Annotated in this window: 14 protein-coding genes; 11 read left to right on the top strand and 3 right to left on the bottom strand. The window is 61.5% G+C overall.

The window, feature by feature from the left end; all coding sequences use genetic code 11:
• Positions 1–35 precede the first annotated feature (35 nt).
• From AC097P_RS15045 to AC097P_RS15035, 3 genes are all read left to right on the top strand, one after another.
• Positions 36–836, top strand: a complete 801-nt coding sequence (locus AC097P_RS15045; protein WP_479611241.1) for a DeoR/GlpR family DNA-binding transcription regulator — start codon at positions 36–38, stop codon at positions 834–836.
• On the top strand, positions 833–2,404 hold the full coding sequence (gene glpK / locus AC097P_RS15040) for a glycerol kinase GlpK (RefSeq protein ID WP_479611240.1): 1,572 nt from the start codon (positions 833–835) through the stop codon (positions 2,402–2,404). The genes AC097P_RS15045 and glpK overlap by 4 nt, the downstream gene beginning before the upstream one ends.
• Before the next feature lie 71 nt (positions 2,405–2,475).
• Complete coding sequence (locus AC097P_RS15035) at positions 2,476–3,240, top strand: substrate-binding periplasmic protein (protein WP_479611239.1); 765 nt, start codon at positions 2,476–2,478, stop codon at positions 3,238–3,240.
• 21 nt (positions 3,241–3,261) lie between these two features.
• Here the strand turns inward: AC097P_RS15035 and AC097P_RS15030 are convergent, their stop codons facing one another.
• On the bottom strand, positions 3,262–4,425 hold the full coding sequence (locus tag AC097P_RS15030; protein WP_479611238.1) for an acyl-CoA dehydrogenase family protein: 1,164 nt from the start codon (positions 4,423–4,425) through the stop codon (positions 3,262–3,264).
• A gap of 77 nt (positions 4,426–4,502) precedes the next feature.
• Between AC097P_RS15030 and AC097P_RS15025 the strand changes: the two genes are divergently transcribed.
• The 6 genes from AC097P_RS15025 to AC097P_RS15000 all read left to right on the top strand — a co-directional run bounded on the left by AC097P_RS15025 (position 4,503) and on the right by AC097P_RS15000 (position 12,392).
• Complete coding sequence (locus tag AC097P_RS15025; protein ID WP_479611237.1) at positions 4,503–5,720, top strand: aromatic ring-hydroxylating oxygenase subunit alpha; 1,218 nt, start codon at positions 4,503–4,505, stop codon at positions 5,718–5,720.
• A gap of 17 nt (positions 5,721–5,737) precedes the next feature.
• Positions 5,738–6,943 (top strand): acetyl-CoA C-acetyltransferase, encoded by a 1,206-nt coding sequence (locus AC097P_RS15020; protein ID WP_479611236.1) that lies wholly within the window; start codon positions 5,738–5,740, stop codon positions 6,941–6,943.
• A 79-nt stretch (positions 6,944–7,022) separates the two neighbouring features.
• A complete protein-coding gene (locus AC097P_RS15015; protein WP_479611235.1) occupies positions 7,023–9,194 on the top strand; it encodes a 3-hydroxyacyl-CoA dehydrogenase NAD-binding domain-containing protein in 2,172 nt (723 codons plus the stop codon).
• Positions 9,195–9,204: 10 nt separating this feature from the next.
• Positions 9,205–10,140: an esterase/lipase family protein gene (locus AC097P_RS15010; protein ID WP_479611234.1), complete on the top strand. Its 936-nt coding sequence runs from the start codon at positions 9,205–9,207 to the stop codon at positions 10,138–10,140.
• Positions 10,137–10,961 carry a metal-dependent hydrolase gene (locus tag AC097P_RS15005; protein ID WP_479611233.1) on the top strand — a complete coding sequence of 275 codons (825 nt, stop codon included), beginning with the start codon at positions 10,137–10,139 and terminating at the stop codon, positions 10,959–10,961. Before AC097P_RS15010 ends, AC097P_RS15005 begins: the two co-directional genes overlap by 4 nt.
• Before the next feature lie 15 nt (positions 10,962–10,976).
• On the top strand, positions 10,977–12,392 hold the full coding sequence (locus AC097P_RS15000; RefSeq protein WP_479611232.1) for a WS/DGAT/MGAT family O-acyltransferase: 1,416 nt from the start codon (positions 10,977–10,979) through the stop codon (positions 12,390–12,392).
• Between the two features lie 84 nt (positions 12,393–12,476).
• On the opposite strand, the gene AC097P_RS14995 is transcribed toward AC097P_RS15000, so the two are convergent.
• Both AC097P_RS14995 and ppa read right to left on the bottom strand, forming a co-directional pair.
• Positions 12,477–12,983 (bottom strand): chemotaxis protein CheW, encoded by a 507-nt coding sequence (locus AC097P_RS14995; RefSeq protein WP_479611231.1) that lies wholly within the window; start codon positions 12,981–12,983, stop codon positions 12,477–12,479.
• A 139-nt stretch (positions 12,984–13,122) separates the two neighbouring features.
• Positions 13,123–13,659 carry an inorganic diphosphatase gene (ppa, locus tag AC097P_RS14990; protein ID WP_479611230.1) on the bottom strand — a complete coding sequence of 179 codons (537 nt, stop codon included), beginning with the start codon at positions 13,657–13,659 and terminating at the stop codon, positions 13,123–13,125.
• 243 nt (positions 13,660–13,902) lie between these two features.
• On the opposite strand from ppa, the gene AC097P_RS14985 reads away from it, so the two are divergent.
• Together AC097P_RS14985 and moaA are read left to right on the top strand one after the other, a co-directional pair.
• Entirely contained in the window at positions 13,903–15,981 is a 2,079-nt protein-coding gene (locus AC097P_RS14985; RefSeq protein ID WP_479611229.1) for a sodium-translocating pyrophosphatase, read from the top strand.
• A 92-nt stretch (positions 15,982–16,073) separates the two neighbouring features.
• Positions 16,074–17,234 (top strand): GTP 3',8-cyclase MoaA, encoded by a 1,161-nt coding sequence (gene moaA / locus AC097P_RS14980; protein WP_479611228.1) that lies wholly within the window; start codon positions 16,074–16,076, stop codon positions 17,232–17,234.
• Positions 17,235–17,249 lie beyond the last annotated feature (15 nt).

Below are 17,249 nucleotides of genomic sequence, written 5' to 3'. Positions count from 1 at the left end.
TGTAAGCCCTGGCATGGCCCGCCAAAGGAACACAAATGAATCGACACCCCAGACTGTTTGAATTGCTTGCCTACGTGCAAACCCATGGCACTGTTTCGGTAGAGCAGTTGGCCGATACGTTGGGGGTGACCCTGCAGACAGTGCGCCGCGACGTGCAGCGCCTCGCCGACGAAGGGCTGCTGGCGCGTTTCCACGGCGGTGTGCGGGTGCCTAGCTCCACCATTGAAAATATCGCCCATAAACAGCGCGAAAACCTGAATGCCGAAGGCAAGGTACGCATCGCCCGTGAGGTGGCGGCCGCAGTGCCGAACGACTGCTCGCTCATTCTGAACATTGGCACGACAACCGAAGCCATAGCGCGGGCCTTGCTCAACCACACAGGCCTGCGCGTCATCACCAACAACCTGAACGTGGCCAGCATCCTGAGTGCAAATGCCAACAGCGAGGTCATCGTGGTCGGTGGCGTCGTGCGTGGCTGGGACCAGGGCATCGTCGGCGAGGCGGCGGTGGATTTCATCCGCCAATTCAAGGTAGACATTGCACTGATCGGCATTTCAGGCATAGAAGCAGATGGCACGCTGCGTGACTTTGACTATCGCGAGGTCAAGGTATCGCAAACCATCATTGCCCATGCGCGTGAAGTGTGGGTGGCAGCAGATAGCAGCAAATTCAACCGCCCCGCGATGGTGGAGGTCGCAAAGTTGTCGCAGATTGACCGTCTGTTTACTGACGCGACTCCGCCCGATCCATTCCCCGACCTGCTGGCAGAGGCACAGCTACGCTACACCGTCGCATCCGGCACTACGCCTGCATCTACCCTCAAGGTGAATCCATGACCTATCTACTCGCCCTGGACCAGGGCACCTCCAGCTCACGCAGCATCGTGTTCGACGCCGAAGGCCGCACCGTGGCACAGGCGCAGCAGGAGCTGACCCAGATCTACCCGCAGCCCGGCTGGGTAGAGCATGACCCCCAGGAGATCTGGCGCACCCAGTTGGCCACGGCCCGTGAGGCACTTGCCAAGGCCGGCATACAGGCCAGCCAGGTACAGGCCATTGGCATCACCAACCAACGCGAGACCACCGTGGTGTGGAACCGGCGCACCGGCCTGCCGATTCACCACGCCATCGTGTGGCAAGACCGCCGGGCCGAACCCACCTGCGTGGCATTGCGCGAACGCGGCCTGGCTGACACGATTCAGGCCAAGACCGGTCTGCTGGTGGACGCCTACTTTTCAGGTACAAAACTCAAGTGGATACTGGACAACGTGACGGGCGCCCGGCAACAGGCCGCCAACGGCGAGCTGGCGTTTGGCACGGTAGACAGCTGGTTGATCTGGCGGCTGACTGATGGGGCCGTGCACGCCACCGATGTCAGCAACGCGTCCCGCACCATGCTGTTCAATGTGCACACCAACCAGTGGGATGCCGAACTGCTGCAGGCGCTGGACATTCCCGCCAATATGCTGCCGACCGTCAAAGCTTCCAGCGCACAGTACGGTGAAGTTGCACCCGCGCTGCTGGGCCACGCCATACCTATCGGAGGCGTGGCGGGCGACCAGCAAAGTGCCCTCTTTGGCCAGGCCTGCTTCAAGGCCGGCATGGTGAAGAACACCTACGGCACGGGTTGCTTCATGCTGATGCACACCGGCGGCAACTTCCAAACGTCCCACAACGGCTTGATCACCACCAGCGCAGCGCAAATTGCCCCCACGCTTGTCGCTTCGCGTACTGCGCTGTACCCCGAGGGGGAGCGGTCTGGCTTGGGGAGGCCCGGCGCTCAGACCCACGCCGTGCCGCAGTTCGCCATCGAAGGCAGCGTGTTCGTCGGCGGTGCGGTGGTGCAGTGGTTGCGTGATGGCCTGCATGCCATACAAGCAAGTGGCGAGGTCCAGGCCTTGGCCCAGAGCGTCCCAGACTCTGGTGGCGTGATCGTGGTCCCGGCCTTTACCGGGTTGGGCGCTCCGTATTGGAAACCGGATGCTCGGGGCACCATCACCGGCCTGACACGCGGCAGCACGGTGGCCCATATTGCCCGAGCGGCTCTGGAGAGCATTGCTTACCAAAGCGCCGCGTTGTTGCAGGCCATGGGCCGTGACGTAGCCGACGTGGGCGGCGCAACCGTGTCGGAATTGCGTGTGGACGGTGGCGCCTGTATCAACGACCTGTTGATGCAATTTCAGGCCGACCTGTTGGGAATTCCGGTCGTGCGGCCGGCAGTCATTGAAACCACAGCGCTCGGCGCGGCCTATTTGGCGGGGCTGACCGTGGGTGTCTATAAAAGCACGGACGAGCTGTCTGCGCTGTGGCGTGCCGAGCGGCGGTTTTTGCCGACGCTGGACCGAGCCCGCGCGCAGGAGTTGATGGGGCGCTGGGAACACGCCGTCAAGCAAACCGTGCTCTGACGCGCCGATTGACGGGCGCCCGGAACTGGTGCACATTGGACTCTCAGTCCACACTCCAGAAGAGGATACCCATGCGAGGTCATATCGGAAAATCGGCCGCAAGTGCATTGCTGTGCGCTCTGGCTTTGGTATCAGCCCATGCGCTGGAGGTACGCACCGCTGCACAGGACAGCCAGCCCAAGTTCATCAAGGACGGCCCCACTGTCACCGGCCTGTGCATAGACATTTTCAAGGCCATTGAGCGCACCGACCCGGACCTCAAATTCCCTGCTTTAACAGGTTTCACCCCGTTACCACGCACAGAATCCCAGTTGCAGGAGGGTACGCTGGATGTGATCTGTGGCTTGGCCGGCACCAAGGACCGCAAGGAAAAATTTGACGTCATCGATATCCCCATCTACACCACGCACCTGGTTTTTGCGGCCCGCAAGGACGACACGGCGGACGTCAAGAGCTTTGACAACATCCGTAAATTAGGGGCGGACACCGTTGTGTTGACGGTCACGCAAACTGTACAGACTGAAATGGCCTCCGCGCAGCCGGGGCTGAAGGTGGACTCATCGGCTAAAGACACTTCGCAAAACCTCCAAAAGCTGGTGGCCGGGCGTGGTCGCTTTATCCTGCACAACGACTTTGCGCTAGTCGATGAAATCAGGCGCGACAACCTGTCTGACAAGGTCAAATTGCTGCCCGCGCAGCTAACGACCGAGGGCCGCTTCTTTATCGTCTCCAAAAAAGCGCAGCCGGGCGTCAAGGAGAAATTGACCGCCGCCCTCGACAAGCTGTCCAAGAGCGGCGAACTGAGCAAAATCTTCCAGCCTTACAAGCCCAAGTAGCGGCGTCGGGCCGCGGGCCGGTTACTTGCCCCCCAAGCCCATGGCCCGGGTGATGACCTCTTTCATGATCTCGTTGGTGCCGCCGTAGATGCGCTGCACGCGTGCATCCGCATAGGCGCGGGTGATGGGGTATTCCCACATATAGCCGTAGCCACCGAACAGCTGCACGCATTCATCCATGACCTTGCACTGCAGATCGGTGGTCCAGTACTTGGCCATGCTGGCTGTGGCGGTGTCCAACTTGTACTGGCAGATCAGCTCGCAGCATTTATCGACAAACACGCGCGCCACCTGCACCTCGGTCTGGAGCTCGGCCAGTTTGAAGCGGGTGTTCTGGAAGCTGGCCACCGGTTGGCCAAAGACCTTGCGCTCCTTCACATAGTCCACCGTCCAGTCAATTGCAGCCTGCGCAGCGGCCACTGCGGAAATAGCAATCTGCAAACGCTCCCACGGCAACTGCTCCATCAGGCAGATAAAACCCTTGTTTTCATACGCCGCGCCGCCCAGCAGGTTCTCAGCCGGTACACGTACATTGTCGAAAAACAGCTCGGATGTGTCCTGGGCCTTCATGCCCATCTTCTTCAGGCGTTTGCCGACCGAGAAGCCAGGCACGCCACGCTCCACCAGTAGCAGGCTGGTGCCCTTGCCGCCGGCTGCCGGATTGGTCTTGGCCACGACGACCACCACATCCGCATGCCAGCCATTGGTGATGAAGGTCTTGCTGCCGTTCAGCAGATAGCTGCCATCCGGCTGCTGGATGGCGGTGGCCTTGATGCCTTGCAGGTCTGAGCCCGCAGCGGGTTCACTCATTGCAATGGCACCAATCATTTCGCCGGTCGCCATCTTGGGCAGGTAGCGGGCCTTTTGCTCGGCCGTACCGTAGTGCAGGATGTAGGGTGCAACGATCTCGCTGTGCAGGCTGTAGCCAATACCTGTGCAGCCCGCGCGCGCGATCTCTTCAAACTGGATCACCGAATACAGCTTGTCGGCCTCAGAGCCGCCGTACTCCTCGGGCATGCTCATGCACAGAAAACCGTTCTCGCCGGCCCTGGTCCACACTGCACGGTCTACGTAACCCTGCTCTTCCCATTGGGCATGGAAGGGCGCAATCTCTTTCTCCACAAAGCGACGGAAGCTGTCCCGAAAGGATTCGTGGTCAGAAGAGAAAAGGGTTCTGTCAATCATGGTGGCTACCTTGGGTTATTGGCAGGCTTTAATTTTACAAAGCATTTGCTTGGCAAAAATAATATACTGCAATTTCCATGCAAAAAACAGCACCCGACCTCCCCAACGCCACAGCAGACTTGCTTGAGCGCGTGCGCAACCAGCTCACCAGCGGCCAGCCGGAGTGGAAAGCCTCTACCGACGCAGAGATGCGCATTCCGGTGGCCCGCTATTTCTCGCCCGAGGTCTGGCAGGCAGAATTACAAGCTTTGTTCAAGCCGCTGCCCGTGATCGCCGCACACAGCAGCGAACTGGCGAGCGGTCAGGCCATGGCCCACGATGCATTTGGCGTGCCCCTGCTGCTGAGCCGCGACGCCGATGGAACATTGCGCTGCTTTCTGAACGTCTGCCGCCACCGCGGCATGCGCATGTTGGAAGCCGGCTGTGCGCAGACACGCAACAGCGTGGTCTGCCCCTACCATGGCTGGACGTATCGGCTGGATGGCACGCTGCGCCATATGCTGCATGCAGAGGCGTTTGACACCTGCGCCCAGGGTGCGCGCGATCTGGCACCTGTGCCCTGCGCCGAACGCCATGGCCTGATCTGGGTCGTGCCCGATGCCACAAGCACGCTGGATTTGGATGAGTATCTGGGCGGTCTCAATGCCGAACTCCCCTTCTTCGGCATCGAAAAGTTGCAGCACTTTCGCACCATAGAGGCTGAGTACCCGGCCAACTGGAAACTGATCATCGACGCGTTTCTGGAGTCGTACCACATACGCGTGCTGCACCAAAAGACGATCTACCCCTTCTTCGTCGATAGCGTCACGGCAGCCGAGCGCTTTGGGCCTCACATCCATTCGCTGGTGGCACGCCGTGCCGCGCAGGAGTGGGCAGACAGGCCCGGCAGCCCGGCACCCGACACGGTGGAAGGCCTGAGCCAACTGGCCACCACCAGCCAGGTGATTTTCCCCAACACGGTCACCATCTTCCACCCGGACTACATGAGCCTGATCAGCGTCGTGCCCACCGGGCCGGAGACCTTGCGCTGGACACACCGCATGCTGATCCCCGCAGACAAGTCCACACCCGACTGGACACCCCATTGGGAGAAAACCTTCCAGTTGATCGAGCAAGGTGTGTTCCAGAAGGAAGACATCCACTGCGCCATCGGCATCCAGCGTGGCCTCAAGACCGAGGCCAACACCCACATCACCGTAGGCCGCGCCGAAGTCGCGCTGACCTGGTTCCATGAGCAGGTGCGGCAAGCCACCGCTCCCTTTTTGCCCACCCCATCCCCACTGACATCCCCCTGAACCGGAGAACCACCGCCATGACCGAAGCATTTGTGTTTGACGCCATCCGCACCCCGCGCGGCAAGGGCAAGAAAGACGGCAGCCTGCACGAAGTCAAGCCCGTGACCCTGCTGGCCGGCCTGCTGACCGACCTGCAACAGCGCCATAAATTTGACACCGCGATGGTCGACGATGTGGTGATGGGCGTGGTGTCCCCTGTGGGCGACCAAGGCTCGGTCATCCCCAAGGTGGCGGCGCTGAAGGCGGGCTGGGATTTCCAGGCGTCGGGCGTGCAGATCAACCGCTTCTGCGCCTCGGGCCTGGAGGCCGTCAATATGGCAGCGCAAAAGGTCCGCTCGGGCTGGGAAGACCTGGTTGTCGCTGGCGGCGTGGAGAGCATGAGCCGTGTGCCGATTGGCTCGGACGGCGGCGCCTGGGCCATGGACCCCGAGACCAATTCACAAACCGCCTTTGTGCCGCAAGGCATTGGCGCCGACCTGATTGCCACGCTCGAAGGCTTTAGCCGCGCCGATGTGGACGCCTTTGCACTGGAATCGCAACGCCGCGCCACCAAGGCACAGGCGGCCGGTTACTTTGACCGATCCGTGGTGGCGGTGAAAGACAGCCTGGGCCAAGTCATCTTGGGGCGCGACGAATTCATCAAACCCAACACCACGCTGGAAGGCCTGGCCGGGCTGAAGCCTGCGTTTGAGCAAATGGGCGGCATGGGTTTCGACCAGGTGGCGCTGACCCGTTACCCCCAAGTGGAGCGCATCCACCATGTGCACCACGCGGGTAACTCGTCCGGCATCGTCGACGGCGCGGCGGCTGTGTTGATTGGCAATGAGGCCGCTGCCAAGGCCCACAAGCTGACGCCGCGCGCACGCATCGTGTCCACGGCGCTAAGCGGTGCAGACCCCACCATCATGCTGACCGGGCCTATGCCGGCAGCCCGCAAGGCGCTGGCCAAGGCAGGGCTGACGATTGACCAGATCGACCTATTCGAGGTCAACGAAGCCTTTGCCGCCGTCGTGATGCGCTTCATGAAGGAGATGAAGGTGCCGCACGACAAGGTCAACGTAAACGGCGGCGCTATCGCCATGGGCCACCCGCTGGGTGCCACCGGCGCGATGATCCTGGGCACGCTGATTGACGAACTGCACCGCCGCAAGCTGCGTTATGGGATGGCGACGCTGTGTGTGGGCGGTGGCATGGGCATAGCCACGATTGTGGAGCGAATTTAAGTCAAACCGGCCGCCAGCCCTCGTGTATCAAGCGTAACCAGCTACCAAAATAATAGCACTTTTGTGGAACAAACGCAGCATGAAAACCATCCAGTACTCCCTCGTTGACGGCATTGCCACCATCACCTTTGATGAGCCCAACTCCCCCGTCAACACCATGTGCCTGCAGTGGCAGGAGGACATGACGGAACTAGCCGCACAGGTGCTCAAAGACAAGGACGCCATCAAAGGTATCCTGCTGGCCTCCGCCAAGCCCACCTTCTTCGCCGGCGCCGACCTCAAGGGCGCCATGCGCCTGAAACCCAGCGATGCGCCCACGATCTACGCCGAAATCGAGCGCCTGAAGCAAAACTTCCGCACCATCGAAACCCTGGGCAAGCCCGTGGTCAGCCTGATCAACGGCACGGCATTGGGCGGCGGTTGGGAAGTAGCGCTGGTGGGCCACCACCGCATCGCCATCGACGACCGCAAGATCCAGTTAGGCCTGCCAGAAGTGACGCTGGGCCTGCTTCCCGGCGCCAGCGGCGTGACCAAGATGACGCGCCACCTGGGCCTGATGGGTGCGCAACCCTACCTGGTTGAAGGCAAGATCTTTTCACCCTCCGAAGCCAAGGGCCTCGGCCTGGTGCACGATCTGGTGGCCCCCGGCGAGAACGCTGCTGCCGAGATGCGCACCAAGGCCCTGGCCTGGATTGCCGCCAACCCCTCGGCCCAACACCCCTGGGAAGCCAAGGGCTACAAAGTGCCCGGTGGTTTGCCATCCAACCCCGCGGTCGCACAAATGCTGCCGGTAGCACCGGCCATGATCAAGAAACAAACCCGCGGCCTGTACCCAGCCCCCGAGGCCATCATGGCCTGCATGGTCGAAGGTTTGCAGGTGGACATCGAAACCGCGCTGCGCATTGAGAGCCGCGCGTTGGCCAAGCTGATGACCGGCGCCAATGCCCGCTCGATGATCAACACCTTTTTCTTCAACCTCAACGCGATCAAGAGCGGCACCAGCCGCCCCGGCACATCGCCGCGCTTCAGGCCCACCAAGGTAGGCCTGCTGGGCGCCGGCATGATGGGCGCCGGCATTGCCTACGCCCAGGCGACCAAGGGTATTGCCACGGTGCTCAAAGACGTGAGCCAGGAAAAAGCCGACCAGGGCAAGGGCTACACCGCCAAGCTGACCCAGGCCCGCGTCGACAAGGGTCGCACGACGGCCGAGGAACAGAAAAAGGTGCTGGACCGCATCCAAGCTACCGGCGCAGTGGCCGACCTGAAGGACTGCGACCTGATCATCGAGGCTGTGTTCGAGAACCGTGAGCTCAAGGCCCGCGTCACGCGGGAATCGGAGCCCATGCTGGCGGCGCAAGGCTTCTTTGCCTCCAACACCTCCACGCTGCCCATCAGCGGCCTGGCGACCGCCAGCACTTCGCCAGAAAAGTTTGTAGGCATCCATTTCTTCAGCCCCGTCGACAAGATGAAGCTGGTCGAAATCATCCGCGGCAAGCAAACCGATGATGAGACCGTGGCGCGTGCCTTTGACTATGTGCAAGCCATTGGCAAGATGCCAATCGTCGTCAACGATTCGCGTGGCTTCTTCACCAGCCGCGTGTTTGGTACCTTTGTCATGGAAGGCGTGGCCATGGTCGGCGAAGGCATACCCGCGGCCGCCGTGGAAAACGCCGGCATCCAGTGCGGCATGCCGGTTGGCCCCTTGGCCGTGCTGGACGAAACCGCGCTGACGCTGAGCCTGCACGTCATGGACCAGACCCGTGCCGACTATGAGGCCGAGGGCAAGACCTACACGCCCTCCCCGGGCGAACTGCTGGTGGCAGACATGGTTCGGAAGCATGAGCGGCCCGGCCGTGCCGGTGGCGGTGGTTTCTACGAATACCCTGCCGAAGAGCAAGCGAAGAAGGGTGCCAAAAAATTCCTGTGGCCCAAGTTGAAAGACCTGTTCGAAAAGCCCGACGCAGAGTGGAACATCACTGACCTAAAGGACCGCCTGCTGTACCGCCAGGCCGTGGAAACCGCGCGTTGCCTGTCTGAGAGCGTGCTGACCACGGTGCACGACGCCAATATCGGCTCCATCTTCGGCATTGGCTTCCCGGCCTGGACCGGCGGTGCGATGCAATTCATTTACGGTATGGGTATTGAAGCGTTTGAAGCGCGGGCCGCCGAGCTGGCAACACGCTATGGTGCGGGCTTTACACTGACTGACGCAGTCAAAGCTGCAATCCGCAAACACCAACCCCAATACTAAGGCCCCCCAAATGCTTGCCAGCCTGCTTCGACGTTTGATTTTTACGCAGGCTGCAACGGGCGCGCTGCTGGGCTTTCTGTTGTACCAGTTTGCCGGTACTGCGCCCTGGAGTGCGCTGGTAGGCGCGCTGGTCGTGCCCATCGTCTCTACCTTCCTGGTCTGCGTAGTCAGCGGGCTCCGGTCTAAAGCCAAGGGGGAGCCCATGGGGCACTGGTTGCGTTCGGTGTGGGGCGAGTTCCGGGCCAGCGTGCTGATTTTTTTGTTGCGCCAGCCGTGGACAGTTGATGCACCGGGCGTGTTGCCGGCCACCGGCTCCACGCACCAGATCCCCGTGGTGCTGGTGCATGGATATCTGTGCAACCACCGCGTGTGGGATAGCGTCGCAAAGGGCTTGCGTGCCCAGGGGCACACCGTATTAGCCGTGAACCTGGAGCCGCTGTTCACCTCCATTGATAAATATGTGAAGCCTATCGAAGTGGCCGTCATGGAACTGTGCCAGCAGACCGGTGCGTCCAAGGTGGCGCTGGTTGGCCACAGCATGGGCGGGCTGGCCATCAGGGCCTGGATGCGTGCCTGCGGTGTGGACCGCGTTGCACGGGTTCTGACTTTGGGCACACCCCACGCCGGCACACGGATCGAACCCCGTACACGCACTGCGAACGGCAAGCAAATGGCGTGGCAGAGCCCCTGGCTGGCGGAACTGGCGGCCAGCGAAAACGACGCGCTGCGCGAGTGCTTCCGCATTGCCATCACGCCACAAGACAACATCGTTTTCCCCCAGAGGGACCAGGTTTTCCCCGGCGTGGAAGCCGCCGTTTTTGACGGTATTGGCCATCTGCAGATGTGTCTTGACAAATCAGTCCGGGGATGGATCTACGAGCAGTTGCGCGGGCTGAACCCCGACAAGCCCGACGCGAACGGAGCAATCGAAGGAGCAAGCACATGACCGATCTGGTGGTACGCAAACTATTGGTGGACCTGGTCGCGCCCATTCCAGCGCGCTGGAATGGTGGCGATGCCTTTCGATCCGCCTTGTTCAACGCGCTGTCGATGAGTTTCCCGGTGGGCGAGCAATACTTCATGGATTCGGTGCGCGCCGGGCTGAAGGCCCTCCCCGACGATAAAAAGACCGCGTTGGCCGCCGAGGTGCAAGGCTTTGTCGGACAGGAAGCCACGCACCGGCGCATCCACGCGCTGTTCAACAGCCATCTGGACAAGCTGGGTTTCAACAACGTGCTGGAGCGGCGCGCCGCCAAGCGCATACGCGACAACGCCCACCTGGACGTGCGCCTGCACGTGGCCGCCACCGCCGCTACCGAGCACCTGACCGCCATGTTTGCCGACTGGATGTTCCGCCACCCGGAGGCTTTGCAAGGAGCCGAGCCAAGGCTGCAAACGCTGTGGATGTGGCATGCCGCGGAAGAGGCCGAACACTGCAGCACCGCTTTTGACGTTTACCGCGCGCTGGACGGCACAGAGAAGTGGCGTCTGCGCCTGCTGCACTACATCACCTTGACCTTTGCCGCGGACATCACGCGGCAGACCGTGCGCAACCTGTGGCACGACGGAGCTGTGTTCAAGTGGAGCACGTGGAAGAGTGGCTTCACGATGTTGTTTGCCAAGGACGGCATGGTGCGGGGCAATGCCGCGGCCTGGCGCGCCTACAAGGCGCCGACATTTCACCCGCGCCAGCAGGACACGTCGCTGTCAGTGCGGTGGCTGCGCGACAACAGCGAACGCTATACAGTCGTGGGACAAACAGCCTAAACCATCCAACCCACCATGCATGCCCTAAGCCCCACCGATTCCGCTTTCCTGTGGATGGAGACCCGCAACCAGCCCATGCACGTCGCGGGCTTAAGCATTTACACGCCGCCACCAGGCTCAGGGCCAGACTTTGTAAGCCAGTTGCTGGCCCAGTGGAACCAGCACCCCGTGGCCCTGGCACCATTCAATCTACGGCCCGTGCTGCGCATGGGTTTGTGGTACTGGGAAGAGGACAAGGAGTTCGAGCTGGACTACCACCTGCGCCACCTGGCCCTGCCCCAGCCCGGCCGCATCCGTGAACTGCTGGCCATGGTCTCCCGGCTGCACGGCAACTTGCTGGACCGCAATCGCCCGCTGTGGGAGATGTATGTCATCGAAGGCCTGCCGGGCGGTCGCTTTGCCACCTATTCCAAAATGCACCACGCGCTGATAGATGGGGTAACCGGTGCACGCATGGCGGCGAACGCCATGAATACAAACGCCGAAGACACCAAGGCACCCATGTGGGCCCTGCCCTTTGGCCAGCACCCCACATCGCGTGCCAAAGCGGCACCGCCCAGTTGGCTGGAACAACTGGGCCAGGTCGCCAAGGCCGGCAAGGACATACTGCCGGGCATAGGCAGCGGACTGTGGGACATCGTGCGCCCATCGGACGAAGAGACCGTCGGTGCCCTGCCCTTCCAGGCGCCGCCGACGCCGTTTAACGTGGAGATTTCCGGCTCACGCCGCTTTGCATCGCAGTCGTATTCGCTGGCCCGTTTCAAGAAGATTGGTGAAGCTGCCGGAGCCACCGTCAACGACGTGACGCTGGCCATCTGCGCCGGTGCGCTGCGCGAATACCTGCTGGTCCAAAACAAGCTACCCAAGAAGCCGTTGGTGGCCATGGTGCCAGTGTCGCTGCACGGGGAAACCAGTGCGGGTGGCAACCAGGTCTCATTGCTACTAGCCAGCTTGGCCACACACATTGCCGACCCCCTGAAACGTCTTAAACGCATCGTGGAGTCCACGACCCATGCCAAGGAACGCCTGACCAAGATGACGCGCCTGCAGAAGATGGCGCACGGCATCACGTCCATCTCGCCGCTGGGCTTGGGCATCGTCACCGGCACGGCCGAGAAGCACCCGCTGTTCAATTTGGTCATATCGAACGTCCCCGGCCCGCGGGACACGCTGTACCTCAACGGTGCGCGGCTGGATGAGGCGTATCCGGTCTCGATACCCACCCACTACCTGGCGATGAACATCACGATCAGCGGCTATGGAGACAACCTGGGCTTCGGCTACATCGCCTGCCGCCGCTCGGTGCCGGCCCTGCAGCGCATGCTGGACTACACGCAGAACGCGATCACCGAACTCGAAGCCGCACTGGGCATTGAAGCCGCACCCGCCCCCAAGAAGCCAGCAGCGCGCAAAAAGAAAACTGCGACCTAGCGCAATTTCCCGCCGGGCCGTCCCAAGGGAAATTAGCCCCCGGGGGGCAGCGATCCGCGCAGCGGCGGAGCGTGGGGGCAATCTCTAACCGGCCATGCCCAGCTCGGCATTGCTGAGCAGGGTTTCCATGTTCATGACGATCAGCATGCGTTCGCCGACCTGGGCCAGACCCAGGATAAAACGCGCATCGATCGCCGATTCAAACTGCGGCGCAGGCTTGATGTTGTTGGAGTCCAGTGTCACCACATCTGATACCGCGTCCACAACGGCGCCAATCACGGAACCCTTGAGCTTCAGGATGATGACGACGGTGAACTCGTTGTAGACCACCTCGGAGACGTTGAGCTTCATGCGCAGGTCCACGATGGGGACAATGACACCACGCAGATTGATCACACCCTTGATGAAGCTGGGCGAGTTGGCCATGCGGGTCGGCTCTTCGTAGGAGCGGATTTCCTGGACACGCATGATGTCGATGGCGTACTCTTCACCGCCCAAGCGCAGAGTCAAATACTGCCCCGAATCCGCGGTAACCGCCGCACCCGGTGCAGCTTTCGGATGAAGAGAAGGTGTATTCGTTGGTGATGGCATGGCGGTTTCCTTAACGCAAAGGGCTCGCCAGAGTGTGCGATGCAGGCCCCTTGAATGATCATACACGCCGTACCTGCGGACAACACACAAAAAAATACCGCCCCGAGGGGCGGCATTGCGTGGACGCTTGCCGAAGGACTTAGGCGGCCTGCTTGTTGTAGTTGGCGATGCCGTCCATGATTTCCTTCTTGGCGGCTTCTGGGCCTTCCCAGCCTTGCACCTTGACCCATTTGCCTTCTTCCAGATCCTTGTAGTGCTCAAAGAAGTGGGCAATGGTCTTCAGGCGGAAGGGGTTCAGGTCTTCAGGCTTCTTCCACTGGCTGTACAGCGACAGGATCTTGTCGATGGGCACGGCAAGTACCTTGCCGTCTTCGCCGGCTTCGTCAGTCATCTTCAGGATGCCGATGGCGCGACAGGGAACCACGACGCCGGGGATCAGCGGCACGGGGGTGATCACCAGCACATCGACCGGATCGCCGTCGCCAGAAATGGTCTTGGGCACATAACCGTAGTTGGTTGGGTAGTGCATGGCGGTGCTCATGAAGCGATCCACAAAAATGGCACCGCTGTCTTTGTCCACCTCGTACTTCACCGGGTCAGCATTCATCGGGATCTCGATGATCACATTGAAGGACTCGGGGGCGTTCTTGCCGGGGGTGACTTTATCAAGGGACATGTGAACTCTCTAGGCTATGAAAAAAAGGTTTACGAAGCTTGAAAGCGCTCGGTATTTACCCTCATTTTACTGACTCGACTCTTGCTATTCACAAAAACGCCTTTTTTTCACGTTAGAGTCCGCCTGTTGGCCAATCAACTCCGTCACGCTCTGTTGGGCTGGAGCTTAGAGGAAGCAACGCAGTGGGGGCACCATCACTAGCGTTGCCTCTTTCTTCGCGAAACAACAATAGAGGAGATTCTTATGACGGGTAACACAGCGCTATTTCTGGCGCTTGGCTGTGGGCTGATCGCCGTGATCTACGGCGTTTGGGCACGCAGCTGGATCCTTTCCCAAGACGCCGGCAATGCGCGCATGCAAGAGATTGCAGCCGCTATCCAAACCGGCGCAGCGGCCTATCTTTCCCGACAGTACAAGACCATCGCCATTGTTGGCGTGGTGCTGGCCATTCTGATTGCCGTGTTTCTGGACAGTCTGAGCGCCGTCGGCTTTGTCGTCGGTGCCGTGCTGTCGGGCGCTTGTGGCTTCATCGGCATGAACGTGTCGGTGCGTGCCAATGTGCGTACGGCGCAAGCCGCAACCAAGGGCATCGGCCCTGCGCTGGACGTGGCGTTCCGCGGCGGCGCCATCACCGGCATGCTGGTCGTGGGCCTGGGCCTGCTGGGCGTGACCGGTTTTTACTGGTTCCTGACCATGGGCGGCGTGCCGGCCGACGGCAAGGCGTTTGCGCAGTTGCTGAACCCGCTGATCGGTTTTGCGTTTGGCTCCTCGCTGATTTCCATCTTCGCCCGTCTGGGCGGTGGCATCTTCACCAAGGGCGCCGACGTGGGCGCGGATCTGGTGGGCAAGGTCGAAGCCGGCATCCCCGAGGATGACCCGCGTAACCCGGCCGTGATTGCAGACAACGTGGGCGACAACGTCGGAGACTGCGCTGGCATGGCCGCCGACCTGTTTGAAACCTATGCGGTTACCCTGATTGCCACTATGGTTTTAGGAGCACTTTTGGCAGGCGCGGCGGGGGCTAGCGCTGCTTTGTACCCCCTAGCACTGGGCGGCGTGTCGATTATTGCGTCCATCATCGGCTGCTTCTTCGTCAAGGCCTCGCCTGGCATGAAGAATGTGATGCCGGCGCTGTACAAGGGCCTGGCCATTGCCGGCGTGCTGTCATTGGTTGCGTTCTATTTCGTCACCCAGGCGCTGTTCCCCGCAGCGGTCACGCTAACGGATGGCCATGTGATTACCTCCAACAGCCTGTTCGGCGCCTGCGCCGTGGGCCTGGTGTTGACCGGCGCGCTGGTCTGGGTCACCGAGTACTACACCGGAACGCAATACGCACCGGTGCAGCACATTGCGCAGGCATCTACCACAGGCCATGGCACCAACATCATTGCCGGTCTTGGCGTGTCGATGAAGTCGACAGCCTGGCCTGTGATCTTTGTTTGTGCCGCCATCTACAGCTCCTTCGCATTGGCCGGCCTGTACGGCATTGCCATCGCTGCCACCTCCATGCTGAGCATGGCGGGTATTGTGGTTGCGCTGGATGCCTACGGCCCCATCACCGACAACGCCGGTGGCATTGCCGAAATGGCTGAGTTGCCTCCGAGTGTGCGCGACATCACCGACCCACTGGACGCCGTGGGCAATACGACCAAGGCTGTGACCAAGGGCTACGCTATTGGCTCCGCCGGCCTGGCAGCCCTGGTGCTGTTTGCCGACTACACCCACAAGCTCGAAGGCCTGGGTGCCCATGTCACGTTCGATTTGAGCGACCCCAAGGTCATCATCGGCCTGTTCATCGGCGGGCTGATTCCCTACCTGTTTGGCGCGATGGCTATGGAGGCCGTGGGCCGCGCAGCCGGCGCCGTGGTGGTGGAAGTGCGCCGCCAGTTCCGCGACATCAAGGGCATCATGGACGGTACCGGCAAGCCCGAATACGACACGGCTGTGGACATGCTGACGACGGCCGCGATCAAGGAAATGATGATCCCCAGTCTGCTGCCCGTGGTTGCGCCGATCGTTGTCGGCTTGGTCCTTGGCCCCGCCGCGCTGGGCGGCCTGCTGATGGGAACCATCGTGACCGGCCTGTTTGTGGCCATCTCCATGTGCACCGGCGGCGGTGCCTGGGACAATGCCAAGAAGTACATCGAAGACGGTCACCACGGCGGCAAGGGCTCCGAGACGCACAAGGCAGCGGTCACCGGTGACACGGTTGGCGATCCTTACAAGGACACGGCCGGCCCCGCCGTCAACCCGTTGATCAAGATCATCAACATCGTGGCGCTGCTGATCGTACCGCTGGTGATGAAAGTGCACGGCGGCTGATACCGCCCTGCCTGCAAGCCAAAGTGAGCCCGCGCAAGCGGGCTTTTTCATGGGTGACACCCACAGCGGAACAGACGAGGGACAATGCTGTCATGTCCGAACGCTTCAGTCCCAAAGTTGTGCCGCTGCGCGACCTGCGCGCATCCACCCTGTCCGTGCCCGCGGCGGCGGTAGCGCCAACAAGCCCGGCATCCCGGGGGCTGTTGACCGATACACGGGGTCGCCCGCTGCGCGACTTGCGCATCAGCGTGACCGACCGCTGCAATTTCCGCTGTGGCTACTGCATGCCCAAGGAGATATTTGACAAGGATTACGCCTACCTGCCCCATACATCGCTGTTGACGTTCGAGGAGATTGAGCGCATTGCCCGCCAGTTTGTCAGCCATGGCGTCCAAAAAATACGGCTCACGGGTGGCGAGCCGCTGCTACGCAAGAACATAGAAATCCTGATTGAAAAATTGTCTGCGCTGCGCACCGTCGACGGCATGCCTTTGGACCTGACGCTGACCACCAACGGCGCCCTGCTGGCGCGCAAGGCCCGATCCCTGAAAGACGCCGGCCTGCAGCGCGTCACCGTCAGCCTGGACGCGCTGGACGACACCGTGTTCCGCAAAATGAACGATGTGGACTTTCCGGTCGCCGACGTGCTGGACGGCATCCAGGTCGCCCACGCCGCAGGCCTGGGCCCGATCAAGGTCAATATGGTCATCAAGCGCGGCACCAACGACCAGGAAATACTGCCGATGGCCCGCTACTTCAAGGGCAGCGGCATGGTGCTTCGGTTTATCGAATACATGGACGTGGGGGCCACGAACGGCTGGCGCATGGACGATGTCGTGCCGTCCGCCGAGGTGATACAGCGCCTGCAGCAGGAGTTTGCGCTGCTGCCGCTGGAGGCAGCCCATCCGGGCGAGACCGCGCAGCGCTGGGGCTTTGCCGACGGGTCGGGCGGGCACGACCGCAAGGCGGGGGAAGTCGGCGTCATCAGCAGCGTGACCCAGGCCTTTTGCGGCGACTGCAACCGGGCCCGCCTGTCGACTGAAGGAAAGCTCTACCTGTGCCTGTTTGCGAACCAGGGCTATGACCTGCGCAGCATTGTCAGAAGTGTGGCAAGCGATGAAGACCTGGCCTCGGCCATAGGCCGTATCTGGACAGCACGTGGCGACCGCTATTCCGAACTGCGAGGCGCCCTGCCCGCAGACGGCACACAAGGTGTGGCGCGCCGTGTAGAGATGAGCTACATAGGCGGCTGAGCACCGAGGCACGGG

The organism is Rhodoferax sp. ZS1R8 (assembly GCF_056521325.1).
This window is presented reverse-complemented; position numbering and strand designations above follow the sequence as displayed.

Coding starts and splice junctions, on each gene's coding strand:
- AC097P_RS15045 (WP_479611241.1), top strand. CDS start 36: ATGAATCGACACCCCAGACTGTTTGAATTGCTTGCCTACGTGCAAACC.
- glpK (WP_479611240.1), top strand. CDS start 833: ATGACCTATCTACTCGCCCTGGACCAGGGCACCTCCAGCTCACGCAGC.
- AC097P_RS15035 (WP_479611239.1), top strand. CDS start 2,476: ATGCGAGGTCATATCGGAAAATCGGCCGCAAGTGCATTGCTGTGCGCT.
- AC097P_RS15030 (WP_479611238.1), bottom strand. CDS start 4,425: ATGATTGACAGAACCCTTTTCTCTTCTGACCACGAATCCTTTCGGGAC.
- AC097P_RS15025 (WP_479611237.1), top strand. CDS start 4,503: ATGCAAAAAACAGCACCCGACCTCCCCAACGCCACAGCAGACTTGCTT.
- AC097P_RS15020 (WP_479611236.1), top strand. CDS start 5,738: ATGACCGAAGCATTTGTGTTTGACGCCATCCGCACCCCGCGCGGCAAG.
- AC097P_RS15015 (WP_479611235.1), top strand. CDS start 7,023: ATGAAAACCATCCAGTACTCCCTCGTTGACGGCATTGCCACCATCACC.
- AC097P_RS15010 (WP_479611234.1), top strand. CDS start 9,205: ATGCTTGCCAGCCTGCTTCGACGTTTGATTTTTACGCAGGCTGCAACG.
- AC097P_RS15005 (WP_479611233.1), top strand. CDS start 10,137: ATGACCGATCTGGTGGTACGCAAACTATTGGTGGACCTGGTCGCGCCC.
- AC097P_RS15000 (WP_479611232.1), top strand. CDS start 10,977: ATGCATGCCCTAAGCCCCACCGATTCCGCTTTCCTGTGGATGGAGACC.
- AC097P_RS14995 (WP_479611231.1), bottom strand. CDS start 12,983: ATGCCATCACCAACGAATACACCTTCTCTTCATCCGAAAGCTGCACCG.
- ppa (WP_479611230.1), bottom strand. CDS start 13,659: ATGTCCCTTGATAAAGTCACCCCCGGCAAGAACGCCCCCGAGTCCTTC.
- AC097P_RS14985 (WP_479611229.1), top strand. CDS start 13,903: ATGACGGGTAACACAGCGCTATTTCTGGCGCTTGGCTGTGGGCTGATC.
- moaA (WP_479611228.1), top strand. CDS start 16,074: ATGTCCGAACGCTTCAGTCCCAAAGTTGTGCCGCTGCGCGACCTGCGC.